Source organism: Paenibacillus sp. FSL R5-192 (assembly GCF_000517845.1).
Classification (GTDB): domain Bacteria; phylum Bacillota; class Bacilli; order Paenibacillales; family Paenibacillaceae; genus Paenibacillus; species Paenibacillus amylolyticus.
In genome coordinates this window covers 328,478-350,274 of the sequence record NZ_ASPR01000043.1, presented here as the reverse complement: position 1 = coordinate 350,274, position 21,797 = coordinate 328,478, and the positions used below count along the sequence as shown (strand labels likewise).

Below are 21,797 nucleotides of genomic sequence, written 5' to 3'. Positions count from 1 at the left end.
TCCCCTTGCTTTCATTCCCTTTATGTTCAATCACTTTTCCTTCATTCGCGTTGCTCTCCTTTATTTACTCTCCTTGCAGAGTAATAAAAGCATCCTCGGCTTTCACCGATTCAGGAATCAAATCCTGTTCAACGAGCCATGTACGTACATTTTCCCACGATTCCATTTCCTGCCGACCAAATGGTTGGCCTTCTTCATTCATGAGTGGTAGCAGAATTGCCAGGCTTTTGGTTTCGATCTCCGGGTCAAGCGGTGATGTTTCATTCTCATGAGCGAGCAGAATACTCAAGGCTTCTTCTGGATGCTCAGTCACATATTTCTGTCCTTCCTGGACCGCTTTGACGAACCGGGTAAGTTGGTCTTTTTTTGCTTCAATGCCAGCTTCACTTGCAGTCAGGACCAATTCATAATAATCAGGCACACCATAATCGACGGGGTTAATCGATTTCATGGCATGTCCTTCTTTCTCCAAAATCAATTGTTCATGGTTAATAAAACCACCCATAATCGCATCCGCTTGTCCGGAAGCCAGCGAAGGAATCAGATCGAACCCAACGTCGACCAGATTTATGTTGTCGGGATTGCCGCCATCCTTACTGATCATCGTGCGTACCATCGCTTCGTACAGAGGAATGGAGGAATAACCAACAGTCTTTTCTTCAAGATCTTTGGGTGAACTTACGTTGCCATTCGCTTCGGTCAACAGATGCACAAGCGGGTGCCGAACAACAGCAGCAATGGAACGTACAGGAATGTTCTCGCCACGCGCGAGCAAGATTTGGGGCTGGTAACTTAGGGCCAGATCAATTTTTCCGGCAGCAACAAGTTTGAGCGAATCATTGGTATCCGCAGGCATCTGAATATCGAGATCCAGACCTTGGTCTGCAAAGTATCCTTTTTCCTGAGCCACATAGATGAAGGAGTGTACTGCATTCGGGTACCAGTCGAGCATGATAGACAGTTTATCTTTGGTGTCTGATGCAGGTTCGGTTGCAGACGGATCTGTTTGCTGTGTATTGGTTGCCGAATCTGTTGTTGGCGTATTTTGGCTATTGTCTGTGGTGCTGCATCCGCTAACGATCAGCAAAAGGCTAATGAGTATGATGGGAAGCAGGGAGTATATACCTTTGTTATTCATAAATGAAGTTCCTCATTTCATCGTTTTGATTTGTAGAAAATGGGCAACAGCATGTTAACGATAATGTGACAATGAACTGATTGAAGATGTTGCTGAAATTGTGCATAAGATATGTTTTGTTTTGAAGATTGTAACTACTGTATTTACATCTAATTTCTGTCTAAGTATTATCCAACCTTTCTTTTGCCTCCATGACGATGACGCCGTATGTTAAACCGTTTCTCCAGCCAGGTAATCAGTACAAACAAAACGATCCCAAGCAGGGATAACAGCAAAATGGCGGCAAACATCGCATCCGTGTTCATGTTGCTGGACATACGACGGCTGAAGTACCCTAGACCTTTGCTACCACCGAGCCATTCGCCAATCGTTGCCCCAACCACGCAGTACACCACAGACATCTTTAGCCCCGAGAAAAAAGAGGGAAGTGCCAGCGGAACCTGGAGTTTGCAAAAAATATCCCACTTGCTGGCGCCCATGGTGAGCAACAGTTCACGCTGCTCTGGATCGCCTTGGCGGAGTCCATCGTAGGTACTGACCACAATGGGGAAGAATGCGATTAAAAATACCACGGCGACTTTGCTCCACAACGTGTAACCAAACCACAGGATAAATACGGGGGACAAGGCAATCAACGGTATGGTCTGACTGATCACGATGAAGGGATACAATGCCTTTTCAATCGATCGGTTCATATGCATGCCTGTTGCCAGCGTAATTCCAGTCACTATGGACAAGACAAAACCAACAACAACCTCCATAAAGGTAGCAGGCAGATGGATGGTCAACAGCAGACGGCGATGCTTAACCAGTGAGCTTACGATGGCCGTGGGTGCAGGAATGATGAAGGAGGGCACCCATCCCATACGCACAATCACTTCCCAGATCGCCAGTAATAAGAACATGAGCATAATGAACAGACCATATTGGGAAAACGACCTCGAGAGCCACTTTGAACACCACGTCCAGACGCTAACCTCAGCTCTATCGTGCATGCAATTGTTCCTCCAGTTGTTGCCTCATCTGCACGAGAGCCGGTTCGTAGATCATGTCCGAATGCCTTGGGCGTGGTAAAGGAACCGTCATCTCCTGCAACTGCTGACCTTGCCCTCCTGGAGTTAACAGAATGATACGGTCACTTAACAGCAGGGCTTCTTCGATGTCATGTGTAATGAACATCACGGTTTGGCCAAAGCTCTCCCACAGCTCCAGCAACCAGCGATGCATTTCTCGTTTGGTTAATGCGTCGAGTGCACCGAAGGGTTCATCCAGCAACATGAGCTGCCCGCCTGTAAGCAAGGTACGAAGCAATGCCACCCGCTGCCGCATGCCGCCGGACAATTCATCTGGATAGGCCTGTTCATAACCCGACAGGCCGAACCTTGCCAATCCAGCTAGGATGTTGGCACGTAACTTGTCCTTGTCCTGTCGGCCTGGTGCCAACTCGGAAGGAAGCATGCAGTTCTCCATGACGGTACGCCAGGATAACAGCAGATCTTTCTGCGGCATATAGGCGACTCGTCCGAGCCGTTGTCCGTGCGGTACATCAGCAATATCGATGGTGCCGACGGTTGGCTCATGCAAGCCTGCGAGTAGCTTGAAGAGCGTGCTTTTACCTGACCCGCTGGAGCCAATGAGCGAGACAAATTCTCCTTGTTGGACCTTAAGCGACACATTGGCGAGCACGGGTGAATCCTTTTTTTCAGGAAAAGCGAAGCTAACGTTCTCAATGGTTACATGGTTGTTCATCTGATCCTCACCCCCTTGATGTCAGACTGCTGGAATAACAACGGCATCCTATACTCTGCAAAAGGAACAAAAAAGACCCACCCATTTCCGGAGAAATGAGTGGGTCTGTAAGTTAAATCCGCAATTTATCTTCACATACATGAAAAAAATCCGCTTACTAAAAGGCCGCTCCACTTCCCTCCGCTGGTATGATCCAGATCAGGTTCAAAGGGTCCGAATAATCATATTCGTCTCAGCCGCAAGGCTCCCCTAGTGCAAAAGTTCAAGATATGCAGTTGTCTGTTCAGCATATATCACTCGAACATGAACTGTAAAGAGGCAGCATGATGGAATTCTTGAGATGAACTTGGAGTCAGACCCGAACAACTGAACAATTTACCTGGGCTCCCTAACCCGATATAATAGGGGTGGCGCATATTGGCCGGATCACAAAATGCAGGTGGGATTGTTCTCCCTCCTAGGCAGAATGGGGACCCGAGTTGAAAACGTTCAAAAAAGTATATATTGAGATCACGAGTATCTGCAATCTGGCATGCAGCTTCTGTCCGCAGACACAGCGTGCCAAAGGATTCATTGACCCTGAAGTCTTCAACAATATACTGGATCAAGTTAAACCACACACCAATCATATTTATCTACATGTCAAAGGCGAACCCTTGTTGCATCCCAAAATAGATTTGTTGCTCGATTCCGCACATGAGAAGGGACTCAAGGTGAACATTACAACGAATGGTACACTGCTGCCCAAGACTCAGCATAAATTGCTTGGCAAACCGGCGCTGCGGCAGATGAATTTCTCCCTGCACAGTTTCGATGGGCATGAAGGTTCAACAGACCGTGACGGATACCTGCGTCATATTTTGTCCTTTGTACACGAGGCCGTTAAGCACAATGTCATCATCTCATTTCGGTTGTGGAATCTGACACAGGATAACTTCACAAATGCTCAGATGAATCGAAATCGGGAGACCCTTGAAGTATTGGAACGTGAGTTCAATCTGGATTTCCGCATTGAGGAAAAAGTAGTTCCAGGCAGCGGGGTCAAAATTGCCCCGAATGTATACCTGAATCAGGACCATGAGTTCCAGTGGCCGAGTCTGGATGCACCTGAAGATGACGGCAAAGGCTTCTGCCATGCACTTCGCGGTCAGGCAGCTGTGCTTGTAGATGGAACGGTGGTTCCATGCTGTCTCGATGGCGAGGGTGTGATTAACCTGGGTAATGTGCACGAGAAGTCATTCTCGGAGATTATTGAGGGTGAGCGAGCGAACAATCTGGTATATGGCTTCTCCAAACGCGAAGCTGTAGAAGAGTTGTGTAGAAAGTGCGGTTATCGTCAGAGATTTGGAGCCTGATATTTTATATCAGCAAGCCAGAAGACATTCAAGATCACACATTTGGAGACAAATGTAGTGGTCTTTCTTTGTTATTGGGGATTAAGTGAGGGGTACATACGTTACAAATGAGCATACCAGAGGTTGATATCAGCATATTGCTTGAGAGACCTAGCATGCAAAAAATGCCGATATGACAGGGATTGTACGATGTCATGATATATCTGATCTAATGATTATTCTAGTTACCTTCCTTATTTGGTAGGATTAGGTTGTTGGTCGGACAGAGGTGCACCTCTGGCGAACTTCCAGTACAAGCCCAGGCTGTACATTACCAAAAAACGAGAGAATAAGGGAGGAATAAAGTTATGAAAAAAATGTTGACGTTGTTACTGTCCGCTGGTTTGGTTGCTTCTATATTTGGTGCAGTTCCGGCTGCGGCTGCGCCTACGGTTGTAAATTCAACTATTATTGTTCCAAAGGGCACGACCTATGATGGTCAAGGCAAAACATTTGTAGCTAATCCTTCCACACTTGGCGACGGATCTCAAGCAGAAAATCAGAAGCCAGTCTTCCGTCTGGAGGCAGGGGCCACGCTCAAAAACGTAAACATTGGATCACCAGCTGCTGATGGTGTTCACTGTTATGGCAACTGTAATATATCGAATGTGGTCTGGCAGGACGTGGGCGAGGATGCACTGACATTGAAGTCTGCCGGAACGGTTAACATTACCGGTGGGGCAGCGTATAAGGCTTATGATAAAGTGTTCCAGATGAATGCAGCTGGAACAATTAACATCAAAAATTTCCGTGCAGATGATATTGGCAAACTGGTTCGCCAAAATGGTGGAACTTCCTTTGCAGTTAACATGACGCTGGATAACTCCAACATTTCCAATGTAAAAGATTCGATTATGCGTACAGACAGCAGCACATCACAAGGGAAAATTACGAATACCCGTTATTCCAAAGTACCAACGTTGTTCAAGGGGTTTGCTTCAGGGAAAACGAGCCAGTCTGGGAACACGCAATATTAGACAGAAGATTGAATCGCTGGAGTTGGTAAAAGTTTAAGCTCTGCTTGTAATTTGAAGTTAAAATATAACGCCAAAAAGAGCGTTCCAAGGTCATTGTTACAATGACTTTGTGGGACGCTCTTTGTAATGCAGATGTCATAGTATAGTTCTGCTGAGCAATGTTTTATAGAGGATGCTCAAATTATTGCTCTCCCGGAACTTCAACGATGACTTTGCCTTTCTCGGGGACAACAGAACCGGTATCAATAGAGTCCAATTTGTTCATGATTTCGTAAGAGGTTTCTTCAAGCATGCGAGAGTACTTAAATGATACGAGTGTTTGACCTGCTACGGAAGGACGAGTCCCTGCTTCAGCAACGGCTTTGTTTTTAATAAAGAACAGGTCACCGATGGTTCCGGCATTTTTGCTGATGTTAGCCTGCCATTGTAACAGTGCACTTCCATTTTTAAGGATATAATAACTGATCAGATCGTTATCCTCAACAACGAAGAAACGATCTTTTTTACCTTGCTCAAAGATGTATTCAATGGATGAATCCACTGGACCCAAAGGGTTGCGAATGTCCAGACGTGCTTGTCCCAGTTCAGAGAAGCGTGGCAGATGCAGTGCGGCTTCACGCGCCACAGTCAGATCGGAACTGTTATATTCTTTTACAATCGTAGCATCGGTAGTGTAAATGTAGGCTTCCTTGGCCTTCTGGTTCCACTGCACCTTGGCACCAAAAGCTTCACCGATGGCACGGAGCGGAAGCATCGCTTTACCATTCACCAGAATCGGCGCTGAGGATAATGTCGCATTCTGACCGTTTTTCTTCATTGTTTTGCTGTTAGGTGTAAGGACATACTTATCGCTGCCTGTGCTAATGCTGATCTCTTTTGTTTTGTTATTGTAACCAAACGTATAGTTGCCGAGGAATTGAAGCTCCGTCAATGCCACGTACGTAATACCCTGCCGTATGACAACATCATATTGAGCTTGAACATTGTTAATATAAGCTGTCGGTTTAGGTTTAGTTGTTGCGGCTTCCGCCACAGTGGATGAGAGTAAGGCAGGTGCCGTGCCTGCGGTGAGTATCGAAGCGGCAAGGACCATTTTCCATGTTTTAAGCTGCCAAACAGAATTGTAATCTTTCATCACTATCAATCTCCCTTCTAATGTTTAAGACGGACTACATAACCTAAATGTTTCATATTATGGAAAGTGAACCATCAGATTCTTTCCCCTGTTACCCCAAATGAAGCATGATGATTTTTCTAGGGATTGCCACAAATACCCATCTGATGTACATTAGAAGCAATGAAATAAGTGAACCGGGAGCTCAATGAAGTTGGGCTGAGAGAGTGGCCTTGTGCCGCTGACCGTACATCTGATCTGGGTAATGCCAGCGTAGAGAACATGGATTTGCGATATGTAAGGGTGAATTGTGGGAATGAACGTGGATGAACAACAGACCTCTTTGAACTGTGGTGGTGTATCTGCCATGACGGAGGGGTGCTGGTTGATATTCCGTATTTTCGACATCCATCCAATACATCATTGTGAGGATTGTACACTGTACGTAAGGCCTGCCCGGAACCGGGGAGGCTTTTTCGTTTATTTTGATAACCCTCACAGGGAACAAAGGAAGGACGTAGAGAACATGGCAACAACAGCAGGCAACAAGCGATTGAAACTAACGGATATTCTGGTAACCATCGTGATCGCAGTAGTGTTTGGGGTGATTTACAAGATATGGGGACCTACATATGACTTGATGAAACCATTTGGCGTTCATGCGGAGCAGATGATCTACGGCATGTGGTTTATGGCGGGCACGTTTGCTTTTGTTATCATTCGTAAACCAGGCGTGGCTATTCTTGCCGAAGTTGCGGCATCAACGGTAAGTGCTTTTCTGGGTAGTGAATGGGGCATGTCCACACTTGTATACGGTCTGTTGCAAGGATTGGGAGCCGAGATATTCTTCGCCGCATTTTTGTATCGTAAAACCAATCTGTTTGTCACCTGTCTTGCAGCCATAGGAGCCGCAGCGGCTTCGCTTTTGCTGGATTACCAGTACGGGTATATTGATTCACTCTCGGCCTGGAACTATACGTTATTTATCGGATTCCGCTTCATCGGAAGCATCTTGATTGCTGGAGTGTTTGCTTATTATCTCGCCAAAGCATTGGAACTGACTGGTGTAACGCGTTCGCTCAGACCGGTATCCAAACAAGATTATGAGGCGCTGGATTAGATGAACGGGGAAGGGAATTCGCAAGCGGTAAGTGTCACAAATCTAAGATGCAAGTTCCCGGGAGAGGAAGCCTTGGTATTTCAAGGCTTGTCTCTTTCTGTGCGTCAAGGGGAGAAAGTGCTGTTGCTTGGCCCAAGTGGCTCCGGTAAATCAACGTTATTGCAAATTCTGAGCGGTCTGATACCACGTTCGGTTGAGATTCCGATGAAATGTGATGATATTCAGGTTCCCGCCCAAGCAGGAGTGGTCTTTCAAGATCCGGATACCCAGTTCTGTATGTCCTTTACGGATGAAGAGATCGCATTTGTTCTGGAAAACCGAAATATTCCGCGTGAAGAGATGCCTGCTCTGATTGAATATTATCTGAAACAAGTGGGGTTATCCTTTGAACAGAATCGTGTATTGATCCAGTCCATGTCTCAGGGGATGAAGCAGCGTCTTGCGATTGCTTCGATGCTTGCCATGGACCCGGAGGTATTGTTTTTGGATGAACCCACTGCACTGCTGGATGATGAGGGGACTTCCCAGGTGTGGGATACGGTCAAACGGATCGCCAGTGACAAAACGATCATCATCGTTGAACACAAAATAAACGAGATTGTGGATATGGTCGACCGCATCATTGTGTTATCACCTGAAGGAAAGATTGTGGCGGATGGGCCAGCACAGCAGGTATTTACGCATGAACGGGAAAAGCTAAAGGCTTATGGAATCTGGTATCCAGGCATATGGGAGGAGCAAGAGCAGGCAGCTAAGCAAGAAGAGGGAAGTGCTTCTGGAGAGATTCAAGTGTGTGTGGATCACGGCATCTCAAATTTGGAAGCACAGCGATCGTCTGGCTTATCCGATACACCGGGTATATCCCCCATATCTCACGACTCATCCTTTTCGCCTGTATCTCCCGCCTATCTGCCTGCACTGGACTTGCAGCAGTTCACCGGATGGCGTGGGAAAACACCTTTCATTCAGGTGGAGCAGGCCAAGGTATGGCATGGAGACTGGATTGGTATTGTCGGAGCTAATGGAGCTGGCAAGAGTTCATTGTTGTTATCTCTGATGAATATCCTGAAAACAACAGGTCATTATGAGGTGGACGGTCAGCCTTCTGGCAAAACGGAGCAGCTTGCAGATCGAATTGCGTTTGTATTTCAGAACCCGGAGTTTCAATTTGTGACCAACACGGTCGCGGAAGAAGTGGAATTCTCATTACTGGGGGGCAGGCATACAACGGAAGAAAGACTTGTCAGGACTGATCATATGCTGAATCAATTTGGATTAATCGACCTGTCCGAGCGCCATCCCTACCAATTATCGATGGGGCAGAAACGACGCTTGAGCGTTGCCTCTGCACTGGTGAGAGAGCAGCGAATACTGCTGTTGGATGAACCTACTTTTGGACAGGATGCCCGCAATACGTTTGCCATGTTAGCACAACTGGAGCAATTGCGGAGAGAGGGAACAGCTATTGTTATGGTTACCCATGATCGTGAAATTGTAAAAAGATATTGCACCCGAATCTGGACGGTAGATGAGGGGAGGTTATCTGATGCAACTGTCGTTTCCTCACCGTGAAACCTGGCTTCATAATGTCAATCCGGGATTAAAGATGATCATTCTGACGATGATGTTTGTCATCGTTATCCTCATTCACAATCTGAATGTAATGGCCAACGTTGCGGTGGCGATGATGCTATTACTGTGCTGGACAGGTCATCCGTGGTACAGATTGATGCTGTACGCATCACCATTCATTCTGGTGTTTATCTCCACGTCTACAGGCATGATGATGTTTGGTAAGGGCGAGACCACATGGTATAAGTGGGGACTGATCCACATAACCGAAGAGAGTTTCTATCGCGGTCTGCACTTGGGTTTTCGCTCGCTGACTATGGCCGCGGCTGGGTTACTTTTTGGTCTTACGACAAAACCAGTCCGGCTGTTTTATTCCCTGATGCAGCAATGGAAGCTTCCCTCAAAATATGCCTATAGCTTTCTGGCCGCGATGCGCATGATCCCCATTTTGCTGGATGAATTCCAGACGCTCCGTTATGCGATTCGTATTCGTGGAACACAGCAACGCGGCTCTCGCTGGAATTTGTATGGTACACTCAAGCGTTACGCTATTCCGCTGCTGGCACAGAGCATTCGTCGTGCACAGCGAATGGCGGTAGCGATGGAAGCGAAAGGGTTCACAGATGGCGCGAGCCGAACGTATTACATTCAGATTGGCTATTCGCGAGCTGATCTGTGGTTTGTATTTTATTATATGCTCACCTTAACAGCTGCTTATTACATCGGGGTTACCTTCCCTTATCATGCTACGATGGTGGATGTAAGGTAATACGGGCAGATAGATAGAAATATATTGAGGTAAACGGTAACTTTTTCCTTTTTACTGCGTCTCTATTGGAAATAGCTTCTAATGAATGGGGATGAACGAGAGTGAAGACGGGTCCTGATTGGCAGAGAACGGGGTACAAATGGATTACCATGACTGGATTATCAGCTATGCTGTTGACGGGCTGGATGCTGCTGGATTCCAAAATGGTCGCCCTTGAAGGACAAGCTTCGGCTACAACGCCACAAGCATTGGGGGCAAGTTCCCAAGTCTTAACTGCAAAGTTAGCTTACAAACAAGGAGACACCGTTACGCTTATTAATGCCATCCCTCTGTTCAAAAACAGAAGGGATGGCAGTGTGGCTGCTGACCAGATGGGGATTGAATACTATACAACAAAAAACGAAAAGTATACGTTGGCCTCGGTTCGAGGCGAGTGGGTGCAGCTTAAGTCAACCGATCATGGAAACTTTTGGTTGCCAAGTTGGTATGCACTGAAGGAGAGTAGAAGCATGAGGGAAACAGCTCTCCAAAGCTTCACACTCCAATCAGGCAGTAAGTTCTATCTGGCTCCAGATAGTTCTACAACCTGGTCTTTTGAGAAAGCGCTAACAGATAAGGCTGTTATTGTTGCAAAGTGGAAAGGTTGGTATGGGGTATCCATTGCCCCACGAGTCTGGAATAAAGAATCCTCCACGTATCGGCCAGGACTCTTCTGGATCAAGGCACAGGCTATAGAACAGCGGATGAATGTGGCGGATGGTTGGTTCAATCAGGAGGCATCGCTGCCAACTTCGGTTATACGCCATCTGACAGATATGAAGCTGAACAAGGCAACCACCTCCAAACAAGTGGCTGGGTGGTTAGGCGAGCCGGATTGGAAAGAGAGTTCAAGCAATCTAAATTTCACGGGTTATTCAATGAGTATTGGACAGACCTGGAGATATGAGCGGGAAGATGCGCAATTTCTGGTCACATTCAACAAGAATGGCAGACTGGTCAGAACACGCTGGAATTTAGCACAGGATAATCGAAATGCTGTTGTTTCCGATTGGAACATCAGTCGGGCGGATGAATATGGGTTCACAACAAAAATCTATGGCACAACACTGCCAACGACAATCCCTTGGAAACCGGTTTGGACCAACCAGGGGGATATTAACTATACTTTTTTACAAGCAGCCACGGATGATGTGCTCCTGATGAAAGGGGATGACGGTGGATTCAGCGGGGGTTACTACGAAGGTTCTATATATGCCCTTGACCGACATTCCGGCCAGCAATTATGGGAGATCAACGGGGGTTTTGGAAGACAGCAGGCAGTGGTGGATGCAGAGCGCAAATACGTTACAATCTACACCGATTATGACCCTGATAAGAAAAAATACGTGGATCGTATTCGTCATCTGAACTTGAAGAACGGAAAGGTCATGTGGACGTACACTCCTAAGCAAAATTTTAAACTAAATGGCATCACCGCTGCGAAGAACATTGTGGTTGTAGATAACCCGGTTGTTGAGAGCTCAAGCAACAGTTGGTTAACGGTTCTGGACAGTGCAAACGGAAAAACATTGTGGACGCGAAAACTGGCTACGGGTTATGAATTATTGAACAAGAGTGCAGATGACCCCTATGTGTTGTATTGGGAAAAGAATAAGCTAGTTGCAGCCGATCCGCAATCGGGCCGAACCGTATGGAGCTTGAAAGCTAAACGATCTACCATAGAACAATTTGTGAATGATCCATATTTTGATGGAATCGAACGTCTGGATCCCTTTGCAACCACGAATGCTGAAAGATGGTTATCACTAGATAATCAGTGGCTTCTGCTTGATCTGAACACGGGGAAAAAGCTTGCCCAATTCCCTGCTCGGGTAGGACAGAGATTTGAGGAGCTGAATGATGGCATGTTGTTGATCCGTGAGAACAAGAACGGCAATCATTACGGAGAATATGAAGATTTTACAACTACCCTGTATGATGCCAAGACAGGCAAAACACGTTGGACGCTCAAGGGCAAGATTGAACGAGGACTGGTGGAAGAGGATCAGTTGTATGTGATTAAGAATGGCTACCCGGCGGCTGTGGATTATAAAACGGGGGAGACGCGTTGGAATGCCAAAGATACGATTGCAACACTAAGGCATCCGACGAATCAGGGAAGTTATCTGGTCATTGATGATCAGTTGCTGTTGCCCATGGACGAGAATTTGCTCGTAATGAACAAAAAGAATGGAGCACTGTTAGGTCGTGTACATGACGTTGTGATGGGAAACCCGGAGCACCGGGACCGGGATGCGAAGAATGGAATGATTAACCGGATCAGTAATGAAGTGTATGTGGGTTCGTCCAACGGACGTTTTCGTGTATATGAAGCCAGCCGCCTGCAGGAGGCAATCTCACCTTAAAAGCTTGTCTCGTAAGGGATGTTGATTTATTATAAATGAACAGGCTTGCTCGCGCTCCGGTTATCGGCTGTGCGGGCTTTCTTCATGTGTTCTTGAAGAACCATGCATGATCATTCACGGGAGGACTCTCCATGATCTCATTATATGGTGTAAGCAAACGTTATAACGAGCGCGGTTCCCGTGCAAGTCAGGGATTCGAAGCATTAAGCTCGGTGTCCCTCGAAGTGGGACAAGGAGAAATACATGGCATCATCGGATCGAGTGGTGCAGGCAAATCCACGCTTATGCGGATGCTCAACGGATTGGAAAAGCCGGATGATGGTGAGGTTGTTGTGAATGGGCAGCACCTGACCCAGATGAATGAACAGAGTCTGCGTCAGGCACGAAGATCCATTGGCATGATCTTTCAACACTTCAATCTTGTCAGTAACCGAACGGTGAGTGGCAATGTCTGCATGCCATTGGAGCTTGCGGGTACGCCCCGTGCGCAGCGAGTTGAACGTGGACTTGAGGTGTTGCGGTTTGTTGGACTGGAAGACAAGGCGGGTCAATATCCTGCTCAGCTTAGCGGAGGACAGAAGCAACGTGTGGCGATTGCACGAGCGCTGGCCAGTCGTCCGGATGTGCTGCTCTGTGATGAACCGACCTCTTCGCTTGATCCACAGACCACGAACGGTATCCTGGATGTGCTGCGTCATATCAATGAAACGCTGGGCGTGACCATTGTTGTAGTGACGCATGAGATGGAAGTGGCTCGCAGACTATGTCACAGGATATCCGTCATGAAGGATGGGCGACTCGTTCGTACGTTGTCTAAAGCGGAAGTGAGCAGTATCCCTGCTCCGCAGCCTGATCTGCTGACCTCCTTGCTTGCGGGGGACGAATACGGGATGACAGGTTCGTCTCTGTTCCGTCAGGCAGAACAGGAGGACAAGTCATGAAGTTACCTGAGTCTGTGCTGAAATATCAGCATGAGATATGGCAGGCGATCGGAGAGACTTTTGTCATGGTGGGCATCTCCATTGCGGCAGCTGTTCTGATTGGGTTACCTCTGGGTACTCTGTTGTACTTATTTCGGAGAGGACAACGGTATCAGAACCAAACGCTGTCCTTTGTACTCGGAAGTATCGTTAACATCGTTCGTTCGTTTCCATTCTTACTACTGGTTGTATTCATGATTCCATTCACTCGGATTGTTGTGGGAACATCCATAGGTACACTGGCGGCAACCGTGCCACTCTCGGTTATTGCGATTGCCTACTACGCCAGACTGGTGGAACAAGCGTTGCTGGATGTACCGAGGGGAGTGGTTGAAGCTGCTGCTTCCATGGGGGCATCAACGATGCAACTTGTGGTGAAATTCTTGTACGTGGAGGCACGATCTGGTCTTGTACTGGGACTCACGACAGCTACGATTAGCTTCATCTCTTACTCGACGGTGATGGGTATTGTAGGTGGCGGCGGGGTTGGCGATTTTGCCATTCGCTACGGTTATCAGCGCTTCGAAACGGAGATTATGGTATTTACGATCATCATTATGATTATCCTGGTACAGATGATCCAATTCACAGGTAGCAGACTGTCCCACTGGCTGGATCGCAGATCCTGAACGGTTGGACCGTGCATTATTACGAATAACCAATACAGATTATACGATGAGGGGTAGACATGAAATGAAAGTGAAAATGATGCTTATGTTGCTTGCAGTAATGCTGGTTGTAGCTGCTTGTGGCAAAAAAGAAGAAACACCTGCGGCTGAAGGAACAAAAGAAGATACACAAGCTGCACAAGAAGTTACGCTGAAGGTAGCCACGTTGATTCCACCGATGACAGATGTGCTCGATATTGTTAAACCGCTATTGAAGGAAGATGGCGTTAACCTGGAAGTTGTTGTGTTATCAGATAACGTACAGCCGAATACGGCACTGGCGAACAAGGAAGTGGATGCAAATTTCTTCCAACACGTGCCTTACATGACCCAGTATAATGAAGCGAACAATGCTAATCTGGTGGCTGTACAGCCTATCTATAATGCCATTTATGGCGGCTACTCCAAAAAGTACAAAACGATTGAGGAATTGCCAGAAGGTGCAACGATTGCAATTGCAAACGATCCTTCCAACATTGGTCGCTCTCTTGTGATGCTGGAGCAGAACGGATTGATTAAGCTGAAAGAGGGCGTAGGTTTTAACGCCACACAGGCAGACATCACCGAGAATACAAAGAACTTCAAGTTTGAGGAAGTGGATTTGTTGATGCTGGCTCGCATGATGGATGATGCTGATCTGGTAGCCATGACTCCGGCATATGCCAGTCCGCTTGGTCTTACACCGAAAAAGGATGCATTGTTAACCGAGAAGGATGATTCCCATTTTGCGATCACCATGGTTGCCCGTGAGGATAACAAGGACTCCGAAGCGATCCAGAAGCTGGCCAAACGCATGGCGGGTCCAGAGGTCAAAGCCTTCTTCGAAGAGAAATATGCAGATATCGCGATCCCGGCATTTAAATAGAGAATACGTTGGTCCAATGTAAATAACCTTTAGATCTGAGCGATAACGCTTGGATCTTTTTTTTGTCGTCCGCGTGCTTATTAACAAGTATTTAGAAAGTTAACATTTTGGTCATATCCCCGGAACACTTTATTTAATAGTTTTTTCGTATAATTTGTTTGAAAATAGTTCTTTTGGATTATAAATTAAGAGATTTGTTCGAGTTTTGTAGTGTAAAGAGTGTTTTTCACAAGAAGTGAGACCTAGTTTTTTGAAAAGATGGTTTACAATCTATGAGAGCTATACAAGAGCTATATAAGTTGTATGAATCATTCAGCGATTGGAAGGTTGTTCTGTCATCGGAGTGGCAAGTGTAAATAATCACTAGTTCAACTTATAAGTAGATCAAGTAAAACTAAAATTAATCTGGAAGAGGTAGAGAAATTTGTCCCGAAAAAATAGCAAATCGACCTGGTTCAACAAGATGCATAAGAACTTTAAGACCAAGCTGGTGGTGTCCTTTATTGCTTTCCTGGCCATTCCTTCGTTCAGTATTGGAGTTTTATCGTATAACAGTGCAAAAGATGAAGTGGAGAAGCAAATTTTACATAGTGCGATGGAAAATGTGAACCTTGCCAGTGCAACGATAGATCTTTCAGTCAATGCCAAGCGGAATCACATTGAATATTATGCGAATACACTTGCAGAGCAATTACGACAAGAAGATGCCGAGGTTCGGGTTGTGAACGAATTGAAGGGGTATGCTGCGCAGAACACAGATATCATCACCATAGGTGTAGGCACAGAGGCAGGAGTGTATCTGATGTCCTCTGATGCGGAGATGCCTGAAGATTACGATCCGCGAACAAGACCATGGTACACAGAAGCGATGGGTACTCCAGAGCAGGTCATTGTTACAGACCCTTATATTTCCGCCGAGACAAACGAAATCACCATCACCATCGCCAAGGCATTGAATGGCCGATCTGGTGTAGTCCAGCTGGATCTGAATCTGTCGAATATCAGTACCTTGGTAAGTGGAATTAACGTGGGAGAACAGGGATATCTGATCCTATTGGATGCCAGCGAAAAGTATATCTACCATCCCACGGTAGAACCCGGAACAGATGCAACAGAGGATTTTTGGAAACCGGTGTATGCGAATGAATCGGGCAATTTCAAATATACCGTTGATCAAACGGATAAAGTGATGTATTACGCCACGAATGCATCCACGGGATGGAAGGTCGCTGGCACCATGTTCTCTTCTGAGGTAGACGATGCGGCAGCACCAATTCTAAAACGAATGATTATTGTTATTGTCTCCTGCCTCGTCGTTGGTATTGTGATTATCTGGCTTGTGATGCGATCCATCATTAGACCCATTCGTCAGTTGAAGGATCAGGCGATCCAGGTGAGTGAAGGGGATCTAACCCAAACCATTACTAGCACAAGCCATGATGAGATTGGTGAACTGAGTGATGCCTTTGGCAAAATGCAGCACAATCTGCGTGTGCTGATTCAAAATGTGGAGAACAGCGCTAGTCAGGTAGTCATCTCATCGGATGAAATGACTCAGAGTGCGGAATCAACCAGTGCAGCCAGTGAGCAGGTAGCGCTAGCCATTCAGGAAATTGCGAGTGGTGCGGAGAAACAGACCGAAGGTATTGAACATAACCATCAGGCCATGAATGAAATTACAATTGGGATAACACGAATCGCCGAACGTTCCATACAAGTTGCTGATTTGGCGAAACATACAACCGTACAAGCAGAAGAAGGCGGCAACACCGTCAAGCAGACGGTGAGTCAGATGCAATCGATTCAAGAGACGGTAGCACAGACAAACCAATTGATTCAAGCGTTATATGAACGATCACACCAAATTTCAGCGATCACGGAGTTAATCGGAAATATAGCCAAACAGACAAACCTGCTCGCGCTGAACGCATCCATTGAAGCTGCTCGTGCAGGTACACATGGCAATGGATTCGCTGTTGTAGCAGCAGAGGTTCGCAAGTTGGCAGAGCAATCCGGGCAGTCCGTCAATGAAATCACCGTGCTGACTACGGCGGTACAGGAAGATATGGCTGCTTCCGTTCGCATGATGGAGAAGGTGACTTCAGAGGTTGGAGAGGGCATGGACATCTCTACAGAAGCGATTCGGAAGTTTGAACGTATTCTGGATAGCATGCGGGAAACGACACCTCAGATTGAAGAGATTGCTGCCACGTCGCAAGAGATCACAGCAGGTGTACAGGAAGTATCTGCTGTATCCAATGAGTTGGCAGGAATTGCGTCAGGCAACGCCGCAACTTCCGAAGAAGTGGCCGCTTCCTCAGAGGAGCAACTGGCAGCGATGGAGCAGATTTCTTCCTCGGCTCGTGGCTTGTCTACCCTGGCTGAAGAGCTGCAGCGCCTGATTAGACAGTTTAAGTATTAAACGGGATCGTAGAAGAGATTATCACACAGGGACAGCATCACATCATGTTTCATTAGAGGGAGTGGACAACCATGCAACTGGAACTCAAAGCCTTCTTACTGCTAACGGATGCGGTCATGATTACAGATGAGGAGGGTGTGATTCTGGATGTGAATTCCGTTTATGTAACCAAAACAGGATTCTCACGGGAGAGCACCATAGGTCAGCCTGCCCGATTGTTAATGGATACCCACTGGAGAGGAAATCAGACCTGGTCCGGCGTAGCCAAACTGATGAAGGCTGATCAGGAAGTGTGGGAAGCCCAAGTTACGATTACATCGGTTCATTTGGATGATTCTCTTTTTTATATCAGCATATTTAATGATGAATTTTCATGAAAAAAAACGTTGTTTGGTGATAAGGGGATGTTAGCTGAAAGTAGTAATTATTTTCAAAAAAATGGTCAATATCGTCAATTGAATAAGGGAGCACGGCATACTATGATTTGTGTACTGAGGAACTGCGACCATGAATCTGACAACATTCATTGAATGCATGAAATCCTGAAGTCGTAATGTGGACGGTGACCATTTGCTACGCGATCTTGTATTAAATTTCACGCTAATTTTGATCTTTGTTTTCCTAATTCATCACTATCTGAACCATACAAATGCTACCCGTTCAACATCCATCACGACTCGGATCATTATTGGTATTACGCTGAGCATGTTGGGCACGGCGCTCTATTATTTCTCTATTGTGCTTGAGGATGGTACATTGTTGAATTTCCGGGGCAGTGTGTATCTGCTTGCTGCTTATTTTGGTGGGAGTGGCTCTGCTTTCGTTACTTTTGCATTCATGTGGATGTTTCGGATTAATATGGGGCGTAATCCCTTGTTGGAGAACTGGCAGTATGCATTGACAGAGTTGTTATTTGTCGTAGCCATATGTCTGATCTTTAAGTATATCAGGGGATTTATACAGAAGTGGTTGTCCGGAGCGTTGCTGTTGATTACTGTGTATGAGTTTTCTGCACTAAAGACCAATTCCCCTTCTCTGCTAATGATGGGGCAGATTCTCTTTTTTCAATGTATCTGCCTGCTGTCCGTCATATTATTCCTGTATTATCTGAACCAAAATCATCGATATAGGAGATTGGTCATTCAGAGGGATCAGGAAATGCTAGAGATGCTTCGTATGCAGCCGGGTTTTACTTTTAAAATCCGAAAACAGAACGGAAAATTCGAGTATCTTGTGCTTGAGGGAGAGATGCTCTCCCGACTGGGCTTGGATATGAGTAGTCTGAAGCAAGATTACAAACTGGGCACATTGGATATTTTACCTCAGGAAAAGGTAGAATTTCTGCGAAAGCAGTTTAACCGGGCATGGAAAGGGGAGTCTTTTTTTTACGAGATTGAGCATGGGGGTTACTACTCACTGGTGAAGCTTAGTCCGCTGCGAGAAGAGGGTGTGGTGAAATATGTCGTGGGGTATGGACTTGATATTACGGAACACAGAGCGGTTAAACGAAGGATTCAAGAAAGTGAAGAGCGATATCGTACACTTGAACGAGTGTCGACAGACTGGTTTGTCGGTTTGGATAACAACAGATGTATTGTGTCAGTGAATCAGAAATTTCTGGATGTTCTTGGTCTCGGCAGGCAGGAAGTGATTGGGCGTCAGCTTGAAGAATTGTTGTTCATTGAGCAGCTGGAGAACTGGTTGTTCGTTTTCCAAAAAGCCTTACATCACAATATAGCACTGGATACGGAACTGAGTTTCATTGTTGGAGAAGGTCATGAGCAGCATGTTCGGGTTCACCTATCCCCTGTTAAAGTATTAAACTCGAGTGAGAAAATCAAGGCAGTCATTCAAGACATTTCGGATCACTATAGACGTGTTAAGGCTGACAAAGCAAGCCAGGCGAAGAGTGAGTTTCTCGCATTCATGAGCCACGAGATTCGTACCCCACTGAGCGGTATTATCAACTTTTCGTTGTTGCTTCAACGGACAGATCTATCTCCACAACAAAAGGATTATTTGAGTAAAATCAATGCGTCCTCCCAAACCTTGCTTGCCCTCGTAAATGATATTCTTGATTTTTCGAAAATTGAGGCAGGCAAGCTGATGTTGGAGAAGGTCTCTTTTTCACCAGAGGATGTGATCAAACGTGTCGCAGATCAGATCGGTGTGGCCATCGGGCACAAAGATATCGAAGTGATCTTTACAACCGATCCCGATCTGCCATTAACGGTGATTGGTGATCCGTTCCGACTTGAACAGGTGTTATTGAATCTGCTCAGTAATGCGATTAAATTTACGGAGCATGGATATGTAACGTTGCAGGCAGAGGTTCTTTCATTGGAGGCGGAGCGAGTTCATGTCCGTTTTGAGGTACAGGACACGGGAATCGGAATGTCACCCGAACAATTGGAACGGCTCTTTGTCCCGTTTACTCAAGCGGAACCCTCGACGTATCGAACATATGGTGGCTCTGGTCTTGGGCTGGTCATCTGTTACCTTCTGGTCACCTCTTTGGGAGGAAGCTTGCGGGTGGATAGTGTGCTGGGAGAGTACAGTCTGTTTTCATTCGACTTGATATTTGAACTTGCAGATTCGGAAGAAGAAGAGAGCTTCTCCCTGCAGACACACCCTCTCCTATATGGTGCGAATGATGTGGTTATCATTGAAGATGATGAACGGATGGGCGCAAATCTGAAGCAGCTGCTCTATTCATTCGGGATGAATCCGATGCTGTATACTTCCTTGAACCATATGATGGAAAGTGATTGGTATGTCCATCATGTAGATGGGGCAAGTTCGATGTTGATCATGTTGGATATGGATACAGAGGAGACCGTCAACGGATCGTCATGGGATAGTTTCATGAAGCGAATGAATCAAACCAAATTTCAAATGGTGGGTTATACCCATGCTTTTAGTGAAAATGCCCTGTGGAGTGAGGAGAGATCCTTTCGCCCGGATCTCAGAATGATCAAACCGATTACACGTCTGGGATTGTTCGAAGTATTACTTGCACTTCAGGGTGAAGGGCCATTGGAGAAAAAGCGGATGATAGAAGGTGATGAATCCTACTTGCTTAAATCCAAAGGGCACATTCTGATCGCTGAAGATCATGAAATCAATCAACTGGTCATTCGGGCCATGCTGGAACATACCGGATTCAAGGTGACACTGGCAGACAGTGGCACAGAGGTTTTGAAGAAATTGGACGAACAAACATGGGAACTGATTCTGATGGATCTCTATATGCCAGCTATGAACGGAATTGATGCAGCGCGACACATTCGCAAGATGAGGAAATATGATCGTACACCCATTATTGCGCTTACAGCGAATGGTTTAAAAAGGGACCATGAATTATATCTTGAAGCAGGTATGAATGCCATCCTGACTAAGCCCATACATGAACAACAGCTCACAGACATTTTGGAAATATGGATTGATCTAAAAGGCATAAGGGAGATCAATGGAATTGATGCAGATAAGGCGATCAGACAGATGGACGGCAAGCCACATATTCTGCAATATGCACTCACGAAATTCAGAATGGAGTATGACTCGTTTCAGAAAAAACTGGCGATTCAACTTCAGCAACAGCAGATTGCTGATGTCATTCGTAGTGTTCATTCTCTTCGAGGCGTAGCTGCGAATCTGCATGCAGTGGACCTGATGTGTGCAGTTCTCCAATTGGAATCGCTCTTGTCCCGTCCGTTATTCAAAGATGAGGAACAGCGTTCAGTATTGGAGAAGGTACAACAGGAAATTGATAAAATTACCGAGTCTCTTCCATGGTGATCGGAATGAAGCTGTGTTGTTTTAAGGTGTGAACTTATATCCGACCCCCCAGATGGTTTGAATGTATTGGGGGTTTTTTGGATTGTCCTCAATTTTTTTGCGAAGCTTGGTAATGTGCACATCGATGGTGCGATCATTAATGTAGGCATCAATACCACGAATGGCTTCGATCAGGGCATACCGACTGTAGACTTTGCCAGGATTGAGAATAAACAGCTTCATGATCTCAAATTCGGAAAACGTCATCTCCACGCGCCGGTTATTCAACAAAACAGTTCTTCGGGCCAGATCGAGAGATATTCCGGATTCCTGTTCAGTGACAACAGAGCTGTTCAATATAGAGTAACGACGCAATACGGCCTCAATACGTGCCTTCAGCTCCTGCATACTGAAAGGCTTACATACATAGTCATCAGCCCCGTCTGTTAATGATCGAATCCGCTCAGAAACCTCGGTTAACGAAGAGATGACAATGATGGGGATTGCCGTATGTTGGCGCATGAGAGAACTAGGATTCTTATTACCCGAATCAGGGAGCATCAAGTCAAGAAGCAGGATATCAGGCCGCGCTTGAAGCTGTAGAAGACCATCTCTTGCGTTATCGACACGGATAACATCATACCCTTCACCTTGCAAATACAAGGATAATGTATCGCCTAACATGTTGTCGTCCTCTATGATAAGCACTTTCGTCATGATATTCCTTTCTGAACCCCCTTCTTGTAGAAGGACTAAGATCCATGGATTACTTAATATACCTGATATTTAAAACATGCAACATGAGGATGTCAAGGCTCTAACATGACTCCAAGAAGGTGAGAGACTC

17 protein-coding genes and 1 riboswitch are annotated in these 21,797 nt (G+C 46.1%); of the genes, 12 read left to right on the top strand and 5 right to left on the bottom strand.

Annotated features, from left to right (window positions below; genetic code table 11):
• Positions 1 to 64 precede the first annotated feature (64 nt).
• The 3 genes from C161_RS21700 to C161_RS21690 form a co-directional block, all read right to left on the bottom strand.
• Entirely contained in the window at positions 65 to 1,138 is a 1,074-nt protein-coding gene (locus C161_RS21700; protein WP_036672664.1) for an ABC transporter substrate-binding protein, read from the bottom strand.
• 167 nt (positions 1,139 to 1,305) lie between these two features.
• On the bottom strand, positions 1,306 to 2,133 hold the full coding sequence (locus C161_RS21695; protein WP_235193883.1) for an ABC transporter permease: 828 nt from the start codon (positions 2,131 to 2,133) through the stop codon (positions 1,306 to 1,308).
• Positions 2,123 to 2,887 carry an ABC transporter ATP-binding protein gene (locus tag C161_RS21690; protein WP_036672663.1) on the bottom strand — a complete coding sequence of 255 codons (765 nt, stop codon included), beginning with the start codon at positions 2,885 to 2,887 and terminating at the stop codon, positions 2,123 to 2,125. The genes C161_RS21695 and C161_RS21690 overlap by 11 nt, the downstream gene beginning before the upstream one ends.
• Positions 2,888 to 3,045: 158 nt before the next feature.
• Positions 3,046 to 3,148, bottom strand: a riboswitch (TPP riboswitch).
• Between the two features lie 218 nt (positions 3,149 to 3,366).
• On the opposite strand from C161_RS21690, the gene C161_RS21685 reads away from it, so the two are divergent.
• Together C161_RS21685 and C161_RS21680 are read left to right on the top strand one after the other, a co-directional pair.
• Positions 3,367 to 4,242 carry a radical SAM/SPASM domain-containing protein gene (locus C161_RS21685; RefSeq protein WP_036606150.1) on the top strand — a complete coding sequence of 292 codons (876 nt, stop codon included), beginning with the start codon at positions 3,367 to 3,369 and terminating at the stop codon, positions 4,240 to 4,242.
• A 347-nt stretch (positions 4,243 to 4,589) separates the two neighbouring features.
• Positions 4,590 to 5,258, top strand: a complete 669-nt coding sequence (locus C161_RS21680; RefSeq protein WP_036672662.1) for a pectate lyase — start codon at positions 4,590 to 4,592, stop codon at positions 5,256 to 5,258.
• Positions 5,259 to 5,439: 181 nt separating this feature from the next.
• Here the strand turns inward: C161_RS21680 and C161_RS21675 are convergent, their stop codons facing one another.
• On the bottom strand, positions 5,440 to 6,393 hold the full coding sequence (locus tag C161_RS21675) for a copper amine oxidase N-terminal domain-containing protein (protein ID WP_051449858.1): 954 nt from the start codon (positions 6,391 to 6,393) through the stop codon (positions 5,440 to 5,442).
• A gap of 505 nt (positions 6,394 to 6,898) precedes the next feature.
• On the opposite strand from C161_RS21675, the gene C161_RS21670 reads away from it, so the two are divergent.
• The 10 genes from C161_RS21670 to C161_RS31675 all read left to right on the top strand — a co-directional run bounded on the left by C161_RS21670 (position 6,899) and on the right by C161_RS31675 (position 20,971).
• The gene (locus C161_RS21670; RefSeq protein ID WP_036672660.1) at positions 6,899 to 7,492 is read left to right on the top strand and encodes an ECF transporter S component; all 594 of its coding nucleotides are present in this window, start codon (positions 6,899 to 6,901) and stop codon (positions 7,490 to 7,492) included.
• Positions 7,493 to 9,064 carry an ABC transporter ATP-binding protein gene (locus C161_RS21665; protein ID WP_036672658.1) on the top strand — a complete coding sequence of 524 codons (1,572 nt, stop codon included), beginning with the start codon at positions 7,493 to 7,495 and terminating at the stop codon, positions 9,062 to 9,064.
• Positions 9,039 to 9,833 carry an energy-coupling factor transporter transmembrane component T family protein gene (locus C161_RS21660; RefSeq protein ID WP_036672656.1) on the top strand — a complete coding sequence of 265 codons (795 nt, stop codon included), beginning with the start codon at positions 9,039 to 9,041 and terminating at the stop codon, positions 9,831 to 9,833. Before C161_RS21665 ends, C161_RS21660 begins: the two co-directional genes overlap by 26 nt.
• Positions 9,834 to 9,934: 101 nt before the next feature.
• The gene (locus C161_RS21655; RefSeq protein ID WP_036672655.1) at positions 9,935 to 12,238 is read left to right on the top strand and encodes an outer membrane protein assembly factor BamB family protein; all 2,304 of its coding nucleotides are present in this window, start codon (positions 9,935 to 9,937) and stop codon (positions 12,236 to 12,238) included.
• 131 nt (positions 12,239 to 12,369) lie between these two features.
• Positions 12,370 to 13,179 (top strand): methionine ABC transporter ATP-binding protein, encoded by an 810-nt coding sequence (locus C161_RS21650; RefSeq protein WP_051449857.1) that lies wholly within the window; start codon positions 12,370 to 12,372, stop codon positions 13,177 to 13,179.
• The gene (locus C161_RS21645) at positions 13,176 to 13,847 is read left to right on the top strand and encodes a methionine ABC transporter permease (protein ID WP_036606156.1); all 672 of its coding nucleotides are present in this window, start codon (positions 13,176 to 13,178) and stop codon (positions 13,845 to 13,847) included. Before C161_RS21650 ends, C161_RS21645 begins: the two co-directional genes overlap by 4 nt.
• A gap of 46 nt (positions 13,848 to 13,893) precedes the next feature.
• Positions 13,894 to 14,751 carry a MetQ/NlpA family ABC transporter substrate-binding protein gene (locus C161_RS21640; protein WP_081745836.1) on the top strand — a complete coding sequence of 286 codons (858 nt, stop codon included), beginning with the start codon at positions 13,894 to 13,896 and terminating at the stop codon, positions 14,749 to 14,751.
• A 424-nt stretch (positions 14,752 to 15,175) separates the two neighbouring features.
• The gene (locus C161_RS21635; RefSeq protein WP_081745825.1) at positions 15,176 to 17,173 is read left to right on the top strand and encodes a methyl-accepting chemotaxis protein; all 1,998 of its coding nucleotides are present in this window, start codon (positions 15,176 to 15,178) and stop codon (positions 17,171 to 17,173) included.
• Between the two features lie 71 nt (positions 17,174 to 17,244).
• Positions 17,245 to 17,550, top strand: coding sequence for a PAS domain-containing protein (locus C161_RS21630; protein WP_036672654.1), 306 nt, complete (start codon positions 17,245 to 17,247; stop codon positions 17,548 to 17,550).
• A 229-nt stretch (positions 17,551 to 17,779) separates the two neighbouring features.
• Positions 17,780 to 20,971: a hybrid sensor histidine kinase/response regulator gene (locus C161_RS31675; RefSeq protein ID WP_235193882.1), complete on the top strand. Its 3,192-nt coding sequence runs from the start codon at positions 17,780 to 17,782 to the stop codon at positions 20,969 to 20,971.
• Between the two features lie 21 nt (positions 20,972 to 20,992).
• On the opposite strand, the gene C161_RS21620 is transcribed toward C161_RS31675, so the two are convergent.
• Positions 20,993 to 21,667, bottom strand: a complete 675-nt coding sequence (locus C161_RS21620) for a response regulator transcription factor (protein WP_036672653.1) — start codon at positions 21,665 to 21,667, stop codon at positions 20,993 to 20,995.
• Between the last annotated feature and the right edge of the window lie 130 nt (positions 21,668 to 21,797).

Coding starts and splice junctions, on each gene's coding strand:
- C161_RS21660 (WP_036672656.1), top strand. CDS start 9,039: ATGCAACTGTCGTTTCCTCACCGTGAAACCTGGCTTCATAATGTCAAT.
- C161_RS21650 (WP_051449857.1), top strand. CDS start 12,370: ATGATCTCATTATATGGTGTAAGCAAACGTTATAACGAGCGCGGTTCC.
- C161_RS21690 (WP_036672663.1), bottom strand. CDS start 2,887: ATGAACAACCATGTAACCATTGAGAACGTTAGCTTCGCTTTTCCTGAA.
- C161_RS21620 (WP_036672653.1), bottom strand. CDS start 21,667: ATGACGAAAGTGCTTATCATAGAGGACGACAACATGTTAGGCGATACA.
- C161_RS21630 (WP_036672654.1), top strand. CDS start 17,245: ATGCAACTGGAACTCAAAGCCTTCTTACTGCTAACGGATGCGGTCATG.
- C161_RS21645 (WP_036606156.1), top strand. CDS start 13,176: ATGAAGTTACCTGAGTCTGTGCTGAAATATCAGCATGAGATATGGCAG.
- C161_RS21665 (WP_036672658.1), top strand. CDS start 7,493: ATGAACGGGGAAGGGAATTCGCAAGCGGTAAGTGTCACAAATCTAAGA.
- C161_RS21675 (WP_051449858.1), bottom strand. CDS start 6,393: ATGAAAGATTACAATTCTGTTTGGCAGCTTAAAACATGGAAAATGGTC.
- C161_RS21640 (WP_081745836.1), top strand. CDS start 13,894: ATGAGGGGTAGACATGAAATGAAAGTGAAAATGATGCTTATGTTGCTT.
- C161_RS21695 (WP_235193883.1), bottom strand. CDS start 2,133: ATGCACGATAGAGCTGAGGTTAGCGTCTGGACGTGGTGTTCAAAGTGG.
- C161_RS21670 (WP_036672660.1), top strand. CDS start 6,899: ATGGCAACAACAGCAGGCAACAAGCGATTGAAACTAACGGATATTCTG.
- C161_RS21680 (WP_036672662.1), top strand. CDS start 4,590: ATGAAAAAAATGTTGACGTTGTTACTGTCCGCTGGTTTGGTTGCTTCT.
- C161_RS21700 (WP_036672664.1), bottom strand. CDS start 1,138: ATGAATAACAAAGGTATATACTCCCTGCTTCCCATCATACTCATTAGC.